This window comes from Mycobacterium persicum (genome assembly GCF_002086675.1).
Taxonomy (GTDB): Bacteria; Actinomycetota; Actinomycetes; order Mycobacteriales; family Mycobacteriaceae; genus Mycobacterium; species Mycobacterium persicum.
Genome location: NZ_MVIF01000006.1, coordinates 95,097 through 105,508, shown reverse-complemented (window position 1 = coordinate 105,508; position 10,412 = coordinate 95,097). Strand labels below are relative to the sequence as shown.

Genomic DNA, 10,412 nt, shown 5'->3' with positions numbered 1-10,412 from the left:
GTGGATTAACAAGCCCGACGACACCGAGGAGGCCACTCAGTAAATACCGCTCGACGGTGCCTCATTCAGGTTGACAACTTCCGTTCCGAAGTTACCCAGCGCAACCCCTAATCTGGATCGGATACGCAGGTAGTCCGCAGGCACTTGCAGGACCCGCAGAATCTCGTCGTGAGATCGCACCTGGTTTGCGGCCGAATTCTTACGCCCTCATTCGTTATGGTCGCGGCCCATGCCGTTATGATCCCCGGCAACGACGAAGCCTCAACCGTTGTGACACTCAGGTCATCGGCTGAGCGCTCGAAATAGACTAAACCCGCTTCTTTGACCTCGAGACTTCGAGGCAATACGGTGAGACCGATGACGTCGTGAAGATCGTATGACTCAAGTAGCTGACCCACCGCACTAAGAAAACCGGGGTTCTGGCTGAGTTTTTCGGCGGATGAAACGGCTACGGGGTCGGTGCAATATTCCAATGGATGGAATTGCGCCGTTTCCGGTTGCCACTTCCACCGAACCGCAACGGCCTCAGGGGTTACGGCTTCGGGCCGTGCCACGAGCGCGGGACGACCGTCATCCAGCACCGCTGGCCTCTCGACAATTGCTGTGTCACCGCTGACCGCGAAATGACTGTGCAGCAGTAGCGGGCCGGCTATCTCATCGAGCCCAACTTTGTAGAGCTCGGCCTCAACCAATATCTCCGCGAAATCGTCCAGGAAGTTGTCAAACTCTGTTCGTGATTGCCGTTCTTTGTCGGCGTCTTCGACGTTCGGAAGCGCATTGTAAATTTCAGCATGTCCGGGCATAAGCATGCTAGTCATATTCGGTGCACTCCTTTTCACTTGGTTATATTGTTGTGAGCCACACTTTGACTGCGCCGGTACACTGCTTCGGCGCAGCAAATGGATTCTCAATCCGGAGGCGAAGTGGCCGCGTCGGCACGCCCAGTGGCGAGTGCTCGTCGCCCACTCGTCATCGCCTCATCTGTATTGGCGACCACCCCCCCGAATCGTCTTCTGAGGCGCAACGTCGAAGGTTTCATTCGAGGGTCCTCGTAGCGCGGTGCATTGTCAATGGGCCATCCGGCCGCACCCAAAGCGCGACTTCGCGTTCCGCGAAGCGATCGCCGCAATGGCCAGAAAACGTGAACACCCGGATGAGCGAACTCGGTCGCCGGCTCCGTTCGACGCAAGGACTTCGGACTCTACTGGTGATCGAGCGCGCGGTGGTCGAATCAAGCAGATGACGCCCGAAGATCCGTGAGGCCAGGATGAACCCCAGCTATCTGATGGCGCTTGATGCCGGCGGCAGCGGCGGCCATTGCCTGCTCGTTGACGTCGCAGGCGGCGCGTTTACCCGCATCTTTCGGCCATGGAGCCACTCGGCGGCGCCCGAAACCGGCGGGCTGGGAACCGATCTCGACTTAGACCTGATTTGGGCAACCCTCGCCGAAGCCGCCCGCGCGGCGCTGGCCAAGGCGGGCGCAACACCGGATCAGGTGTTGGGCGTGGCGGCGACGAGCATGCGACACACCACGGTGGTGCTCGACGAAGACGACAACGCCTTGTTGGCCACGCCCAACCGCGACGCCCGCGCTGCCGGCGAGGCCTTTCAGCTCGCAAGCGAGCACGGCAGCGCGCTATATGCCCGCACCGGACAATGGCCGAGCCCGCTGGCCACCGTGGCCCGACTGCGCTGGTTGGCAACGACGGACCCGGACGCGTGGGCCCGTGCCACGATGGTGCTCACGCTCAGCGATTGGATCGCCTACCGGCTGTGCGGCGAATCCGGCAGCGAGCCGTCGCAAGCCAGCCCCACCCTGTTATTCGATGTGGCGCAACGTGCTTGGGCGCCCGACCTCGCCGACGAATTGAGCATTCCGCGTCGCCTGCTGCCGCCGTTGCGTCCCGCTGGTACCCGGCTGGGCACGGTCACGCCCACGGCGGCGGAGTTGTTCGGGCTGCGCGCGGGGACTCCCGTCGCGGTCGCCGGCGCCGATACCCAGTGCGCCATGCTGGGCGTCGGCGCGGTAGCGCCGGGACAGGTAGGGGCGATTGGCGGCACCACGGTGCCCGTCCAACTGGTCCTCGACCGGCCGGTTGTCGACCCCGGCGAGCGGCTGTGGACCGGTTGCCACGTGCTGGCGGACCGCTGGGTGTTGGAGAGCAACGCCGGAGCGATGGGTGAAGCGCTGGACTGGTTCGCGCGCATCCTGCACCCGGACGCCGAGCATCCGGTTGCCCACTTCCTGGCCGAAGCGGGATTGTCGGAGCCGGGTGCGGCCGGCATCCTGTCCACCCTGGGCACCGGCGTGATGAACGCACGCGAGTTGCGGCTACCCACCGGCACTGTCACGCTGTCGCACCTGAGCACGGCCCACGATCCGCAACGGCGGCGCCACCTGGAGCGTGCCGTGGTCGACGGCATGGCGTATGCGGTGCGCGCCAACCTCGAGCAGTTAAGTGACGTCGCCGCAACACAAGCCAGCGCTGCCGCGTTCAGCCTCGCCGGCGGCATGTCGCGCAGTGCGGTGTTCGCGCAGCTGCTCAGCGACGTCCTCGGCATGCCCGTCGAAGTCGGCGCCACACCGGAATCCACCGCGCTCGGCGCGGCGCTGTGCGCCGGCGTCGCCGTCGGCGTCTTCGCCGATCTGGCCGAAGGCGCCCAGCGATACCGCGGCCTGGCCCGCACGGTGCTGCCGGACGGCGAGCGGACCCACGCCTACGGCGCGCTCTACGGCGGCTGGCAACAGCTGCGTGCCGCGGGAGCTGACGCCGAAACGCTTGCGTCGCAACTGATCCTGCCGTCGGCGCTCAAGGCGATGAGCGCTACGGCGGCGCGGTCGCGACCGGCGCTGCGTCCGCGCATCCTGGTCACCGCGGACATGGACGACGACGGACTGGCGGCGCTGCGCGCGCTCGGCGACGCCGAATACGCGAGCTTTCGCACCGCGATGCGGCTGCTGACCGGTCCCAGCCTGGTCAAGGCGCTGGCCGGGGCGCAGGTGTTCATCACCGAAGTGGACGTGGTGGACGCCGACGCGATCCGGCAGCTGCCCGACCTGAAGGTCGTCGCCGCATGCCGGGGTAACGCGGTCAACGTCGACCTTCCGGCGTGCACCGCGTTCGGCATTCCGGTCCTCCACGCCCCCGGACGCAACGCCGACGCCGTCGCCGACCTCACCGTCGCATTCCTGCTGATGCTGGCCCGCCGGCTGCCCACGGCATCGACGTTCCTGCGTCAGCCGGGGATCGCCGCCGGCGACATGGGCCGGATGGGTCAGGCGTTCACCAGCCTGCAGGGCCGCGAACTGTGGCACAAGACAATCGGTCTCGTCGGTTTCGGCGCGGTGGGCCGTGCGGTCACCCAGCGCCTGCACGCCTTCGGCGCCGGCGTCCTGGTGTTCGACCCGTATGTCGATGCCGAGCAGATCGTGCTGGCCGATGCCGAGCCGGCGACGTTGGATGAGCTGCTGGAGAACTGCGAGTTCGTCAGCCTGCACGCCGCGGTGAGCGAACAGTCACGCGGGATGATCGGCGCCGCCGCGCTAGCCCGCATGCGGCCGGGCGCTTGCCTGGTCAACACGGCGCGCGCGGCGCTCGTCGACGAGGCCGCCCTGGTCGACGCGCTGCGCAGCGGACACCTCGGTGGCGCCGCGCTCGACGTCTTCAGCGTCGAGCCCCCGGGCTCGGATCACCCGCTGCTGGCCCTCGACAATGTGATCGCGACGCCGCACGTAGGCGGCAACACCATCGACGTGGCGGCGCACCAAGGGCGCATCATCGCCGCGGACCTGCGCCGACTGCTGGTCGGCGAGGCGCCGCTGCATGTCCTCAACCCCGAAACCCTGCGCAGCTTCGACTGGAGCGCACCCCGCCCGACACCGGAAACTGGAGTCCTCGAACAGTTAGCCCGCCAACCCGGGCCCGCGGTCTCGGACCTGCAGCTCGACCACGGCGCGGCCACCACGTCACAGCCCGAACCAGCTTCTCCCGCAACGATATTGGCCCCGAGCATCGAAGTGCCGCCCGAGACGCGCGACGGCATGCGGCGTATCCTGAAGGGCTTCGTCGAACGCATCACCCACGATGAGGCGCTAGGCGCTTTTGCCGCAGGCAAATCCGTCACACTGCGTTTCACGCTCACCGACGTCGATCTGGCGTTCTTCCTGCAACTACAGGGCGGGGCGATCACCGCCGACCTCGGAGACCCCGCGGCGCCAGCCGACGTCGAATTACGCATGCGCGCCGAGATTCTCGACGGAATGTTCACCGGCCGCGTCAATCCCATGCAGGCGGCCATGGGCGGGCGGCTCTCGTTCAGCGGTGACACGACCAAGGCGATGACATTGCAGAACATGCAGGACGATCTGGCCCGGCTCTACCGGGAGGCCCGCGAGGAAGCCGGTGATCCGGGCGATCTGGCCGCCATCCCCGACGCCACCGCAGCCGGGCCGGCCGCCGCGGCAACCACCACCGCGGCGCCAATCGGATCCGCGGGAGATCTTCGCGACACCCTGCTGCAGACCGTGCACGAGCTCTACACCGCCGAGCTCATCACCGCCACCGGCGGCAACGTGAGCGTGCGCATCCCCGGAACCGACCAGCTGTGGATCACGCCGAGTCAAATGTTCAAGGGGGATCTGCGGCCCGAAATCCTGGTGCGCCTGGACCTCGACGGGCACGTACTGGATCCCGGCGCGCCCTCGCCGTCGAGCGAACGAATGATGCACTGCCTGGTGTACCGTGCCCGTCCCGACGCCCAGGCGGTGGTGCATGCCCACGCACCGCACGCCACCATGCTCGTCAATACCGGGTTGCCGTTTCTGCCGGTGTCGACCGAGGCGGCGTTCTTCGGTGATATTCCGCGGGTGCCGTTCATCATGCCGGGGACCGACGAGCTGGCCCATGCAGTGGCCGAGGCCATCCGGGATGGCTGGGCGGTGCTCATGCAGAACCACGGGATACTGGTCGCCGGCCGCAGTTTGCGCCGCGCCGCCGACATGGTCGAGATCATCGACCGCTCGGCCGAGATCATCCTGGGTTGCTACGCCGTCGGCAAAGAGCCGACCACGCTGCCCGGCGATGTGGTCGAAATGCTGCAGAAGATGGGCGATTTGATGGCGTGAAGTCCGGGCCGGGGTGGCTCGTCGTCGCCCGGGCACCAACGTCAGCCCGAACCGCATCCGGTTCGAGACTCGATGTCAGGACCTTTGACCCCTTTCGACCGCGTGGCAAACGGCGCACGCTACAGGCAGCGATGCGGACAGCCGCCCGGGGCGGCGCACATCGTCGTCACAGCAAGATAGGACGGCCCCATGCCCACACAACCAGCACTCGATACAACGGCACTCGACACGGCGCTTGACGTTCTTCATGCTAATGCGGCCAGCTGGGTCGCCCTGTCCCTCGAAGCCAGGGTGGCGCTGCTGGAGGCGTTGCCGAAGAAGATCCTCAATTTCGCCCCGGAGATGGTGGCCGCGGCCGACAGGGCGAAGGGTATTGCGTCGACCTCCAATTGGGTCGCTGAAGACTGGCTGACCGGTGTGTGGGCCTTTATTCAGGGCGTCAACTCGCACGCCCTGGTGCTGAAGCGATTACTCGCCGGACAAGCGCCTATCAAGGCCGACGCGGTGCACACCCGGCCGGATGGCCAGGTCGTCGTCGACGTCTTCCCGGTCAACGTCTACGACCGGTTGCTGCTCAACGGCTATAAGGCGCAGGTCTGGATCGAGCCGGGCGTCAGCGCTGAGCAAACGCGCCAGGACGCCGGCCGCATGTACCGCGGTGCCGGCTACGACCACCCGGGCGTCGCATTGGTCCTCGGCGCCGGCAACGTGGGAACCATTACGACGCTCGACATCCTCGACCAGTTGCTCGCACAGGGGAATGTCTGTGTCGTAAAGATGAACCCGGTCAACGACTACCTCGGCCCGTTCTACGAGAAGATCTTCAATGACTTCGTCTCGCGCGGCTGGCTGCGCTTCGTCTACGGCGGCGCCGACGTCGGCGGCTACCTGGCCCATCATCCGAAGGTCGACTCGATCCACATGACCGGTTCGGCGGCGACCTATGACGCGATCGTGTGGGGCAGCGATGCCGAGGCCGCGACTCGTAAGGCCCACAACACGCCGTTGCTCGACAAGCCGATCTCGGCGGAACTGGGCGGGCTCAGCCCGGTGATCGTCGTCCCGGGCGAGTGGAGCAACGCCGACGTGAGGTTTCAGGCCGAACACATCGCAACGAGCAAGCTCAACAACGCCGGCCACAACTGTATCGCGAGTCAGGTCATGCTCGTGTCGGAAGATTGGGAGTTGACCGATCAGCTCATCGCCGAAATCCGCGCCGTCATGCGCGAAGTCGAGCCCCGCCGCACGTACTACCCGCGCTCGCAGGAGAAGACCGAACAGGCGTGCGCGGGGATGCGCTACACGGAGTTCCTCAGCGGCGACCAGAGCCGCGTGCTCATCTCCGATGTCGACCCGCACAGCGGCGCGAGCATCCTGCGCGACGAGGTGTTTGCGGGCGCCCTCGGAATCGTGCGGCTTCCCGGCAAGACGGCGCGCGAATTCATGCGCAATGCGGTGGATTTCGCCAACGACGTGCTGCCGGGCACTCTAGGTTCGACGATCATCATCGACCCCAAGACACGCAAGGCGAACGCGGCGGCCTTCGATGACGCTATTTCCGGGCTGCGCTACGGCGACATCGGCGTCAACGTGTGGTCGGCGATGAACTTCTTGCTGGGCTACACGCCCTGGGGTGCATTCCCCGGGCACACCCCGCAGGATATCGGCAGCGGCACCGGGGTAGTGCACAACGCTTTCCTGTTGCAGCACGTGCAGAAGGCCATCGCCGAGATCCCGTTCCGGCCGTCACCGCGCGCCATCCTCGGAGGCGAGTTGACGATATCGCCCAAGCCGGTCTTCTTCGTCACGAACAAGACCGCGGAGACGACCATCCGTCGATTGGTCAAGTTCCTGGTGGATGGCAAGCCCACTGCGCTGCCTGGGATCTTTGCGTCGGCGCTGCGTGGGTGACATTGGTGCGCCCATGACCATCGTGGCGCGGCCAAACCCGGGGGACGCTGCGGTGGTCTGGGAGCGTGTGGTCCGATGCCGCGCTGCGTGGACGGGGACCGCACCTGCCGCCGCTGATCAACGTGTTCACTCAAGCCAAATAGCTGCGACACCGCTGATTTCGTCGCCACCACTGGCTTGAGTAGCGGCAGTCACTCTGTCTTCATGAGCCTCTGGCCGAGCCGATATAATTTGCTCACCGCACTCGGAGATTCATGGTGATCACGAATGCTGCTGGGCAACGATGTCCGCTTGCGCAGCCTTGACTGCCTGGCTCTGTTTTCGGCGCGCCGATACCTGTCGGGTCCGCTCAAACCTCTTGTGGTGGCAAGCGTTCGGGAGATGTCTCAACCCAATCGGCTGCGATGCCGCCGTGTCGAGTGTGCAACGACGGCTTTGACGGTGTACGGAGGGCGGAATCCCCTGCGATCGGCCGCCCTGACGGCACAGCCGGGGCCATCAGCACACGCTCGGCGCCATCAGCCGCCGACCCAACCGCACCAGCATGCGATTTCCATCTCCGCATACCGGGGCGCAGCCCCACGACGGCTCGCACCCCATCCCACAGAGACTCGTGTGACTGTTGTGACATTCTCCGCTAGCGCTCACCGGCGGGGACTGCGATGACCGCGCTCCAATCTCGCCTGCCGTCTTCCGCCGACCGGTAGAGTCACGAATTCGTGCAGATCGCAGTGACTGGCGGCACCGGATATCTCGGCGCGCACATCGTTCGTGGCCTCTTGACCGCCGGGCATGACGTGCGGCTTCTTGCCGAGCTCGGCTGGAATAATCCCCAACTGCTGCAACGGCTTTCCAAGCTCGGCACGATCACCGTGCTGGCGGGCGATGTCCGCGACTCCGACACGGTGACGCGGCTCCTGGACGGCTGTGACGCCGTGCTGCATGCCGCCGGCGTCGTCGGGACGGACAATCGGCGCGCGAAGTTGATGTGGCAGGTCAATGCGTATGCGACCGAGGCGGTATTGCGTCAGGCGCATGACCGCGGGCTGGACCCGATCGTCTCGATCAACAGCTACAGCGCCCTCTTCCCGCCGCCGGGACCGGTGATCGGGCCGGATACTCCGACTGCGGCGGGTAGGTCGGCCTACGCCAAGACAAAGGGCTACGCCGATCGAGTTGCCCGGCGGCTGCAAGACGAGGGCGCACCCATTGTCCTCACCTATCCGTCGAGCGTGGTCGGTCCGGCCTTCACGACGGCGCCCGGTATCACCGAACAGGGTTGGGCACCGATACTTCGGACTGGTGTGGCGCCACGACTGCGCAACGCCGGAATGATGATGGTGGACGTGCGCGACATCGCCGAGGTGCATGTTGCGGCGATGCGCCCAGGGCAGGGCCCCAAACGTTACGTGTGCGGCGGCGTGATGCTGAGCTTCGAGGAGATGATCGCTGCCTTCGAGGCCGGCTCCGGACGCCACATCAGGCGAATTCCGCTATCCGGCAGGGCATTTCGGACCATGGGGAGGATCGCGGATGTCGTCGGTGGTCTACTGCCGCTGGGAGCCGGATTCAGTTTCGAAGCCGCACAACTGCTCACCGCGGCGATACCCACCGACGACTCGCGCACCCTGGCCGAGCTCGGGGTGACCTGGCACTCGCCCCGCGAGGCGATCATCGCGACGTTCGCGCACCGCACCGAAGAAGAAAGATAAGTGACAGCCGTCCCGCCGTCAGTTAACCCCGGGGCTGGCGGCCCGCAGCCGCTCGAAGGCCCCGGCGAACCCGTCGACTATCGTTTCGTGGTCGGGCACCAGGGTCTTGTCACAGGCGATACCCACGACGACGTTGCCGTTGTAGGTGGAAATGGTGAAACTCATGGGCTGGTTGCCCGATACCGGTGCCCACCCGACGATGCCCGCCACCTTGCTACCGGCCAGGTACACCGGCATCGGCGGGCCGGGAACATTCGTGAGGGTGCCGATCGTGCGGTTGGTGAACAAGTCCACCGATGCCTCGTAGAGCTGCCGATTGAACCCGGCGATGGTCTCTTGCAGGCGAAACGCCACGGCCGCCTCGTGGCCGTGCTTGATCCGGTTCATCCGCCGCTTGGCCACGGCCAGGACTCGCAGGGGGTCGGGCTGATCGGTCGGCAGTTCGAGTTGAACCAACGCGAACTCGTTGCCGAGACGGTCGGGCAGCGTCACGTCGACGGGTTTGAGGTTGACCGGGATCATGAAAGTCACCGCGGAACAACGGGCATGGTGGGCCTGCAGGTAGTCGTGCAACGCTCCGGCCACACTGGCCACGAGTATGTCGTTGACCGTGCACCGGTTCGCCTTTGCCACGGCCTTCACCGTGGCCAGCGACACCGGCTCCGACCACGCCACCCCTTTGTCCTGGCCGGCGGTACCGGTCCAGATTGTCGAGTCGTTGCGGGTGCCGATCAGCAGTTTGCGCAGCGTGTCCACGTCACCCGGCGCGGCGGAGAACACGTCGACCAGTGTGCCGCTGCCGGGCACGGCGGCGCGCATGGCGGAGCGTACGGACTCGGCGATGCCGGACATCGTCGCCCGGGTGGACGTGGTGATCGTGTGGCCGGCCCCCACCGGGTTCTGCACGGCCAGGCGGCCAAACTCGTTGGCGCGGCCGAGGATTCGGGGAAGCTCGGCGGCGGCCCCGATGACCCCGGCCGCCACGTCCGTCGCCCGTCCGGTCGGGTCGCTCAGCGTCTCTTCGAGAAGTGACCTGCCGCGCCGCGCGGTGCCCGCCGCTCGGCCCGCTGCCGCTCGCAGCCGGTCTCTTATCGGCTGCCCCGGCGGCTGCGGGCGTGCCGCGTGCTGCAGGACCCCGGGGTCGCGGACCAGACCTCCCGAGGGGGACGCATCGAACAGGCTCATCGCCAATTCGACCATGCGCATCCCGTCGGCGACGGCGTGGTGGGTCCGCATGATGATCGCGCTGCCGTGCCGGTAGCGGTTCACCCAAATCCCTTGCCAGAGTGGCCGGTTGCGGTCGAGCATTTCGGTGCGGTGGCTGGCTACCAGCGCCTGCAGTTCGCGGCGATCGTCGGGATCGTTCAGGTCCACAATCGTGACGTGCCGCTCGAAGTCGAACTCGTCGTCGACCTCCCACCACCACGAGCCGTCGCGGTCCTTGACCGCCAGGCTGCGGAACACGGGGTAGCGGGTGGTGAGCCGCTCCTCGATAACTTCGCGCACCCGGCTCCAGTCGAGCGGGTCGGCCGTCCAAACCACCGTGTCGACGACCATCAGGTTGTTCGGCCGGTCCATCTCCAACCACAGAGCGTCCTGGATGCCGAGCCGGTGTCGCTCTGCCATCTTGCACCTCCACGACCGATCGACCGCGCGCCCGGGGG

The 10,412-nt window shown here is 66.3% G+C and carries 5 protein-coding genes; 3 read left to right on the top strand and 2 right to left on the bottom strand.

Annotation, left to right across the window (positions count from 1 at the left end):
- Positions 1-107: 107 nt before the first annotated feature.
- Entirely contained in the window at positions 108-818 is a 711-nt protein-coding gene (locus BST40_RS03955; protein WP_075548021.1) for a hypothetical protein, read from the bottom strand.
- A gap of 449 nt (positions 819-1,267) precedes the next feature.
- On the opposite strand from BST40_RS03955, the gene BST40_RS03950 reads away from it, so the two are divergent.
- The 3 genes from BST40_RS03950 (at position 1,268) to BST40_RS03940 (ending at position 8,748) form a co-directional block, all read left to right on the top strand.
- Positions 1,268-5,125, top strand: coding sequence for an NAD(P)-dependent oxidoreductase (locus tag BST40_RS03950; RefSeq protein ID WP_083153520.1), 3,858 nt, complete (start codon positions 1,268-1,270; stop codon positions 5,123-5,125).
- Positions 5,126-5,314: 189 nt separating this feature from the next.
- Complete coding sequence (locus tag BST40_RS03945) at positions 5,315-7,036, top strand: aldehyde dehydrogenase family protein (protein ID WP_083153518.1); 1,722 nt, start codon at positions 5,315-5,317, stop codon at positions 7,034-7,036.
- Positions 7,037-7,755: 719 nt separating this feature from the next.
- On the top strand, positions 7,756-8,748 hold the full coding sequence (locus BST40_RS03940) for an NAD-dependent epimerase/dehydratase family protein (RefSeq protein ID WP_075548018.1): 993 nt from the start codon (positions 7,756-7,758) through the stop codon (positions 8,746-8,748).
- An 18-nt stretch (positions 8,749-8,766) separates the two neighbouring features.
- Here BST40_RS03940 and BST40_RS03935 read toward each other — a convergent pair whose 3' ends face one another.
- Positions 8,767-10,374, bottom strand: coding sequence for a WS/DGAT domain-containing protein (locus BST40_RS03935; protein ID WP_158083990.1), 1,608 nt, complete (start codon positions 10,372-10,374; stop codon positions 8,767-8,769).
- Positions 10,375-10,412 lie beyond the last annotated feature (38 nt).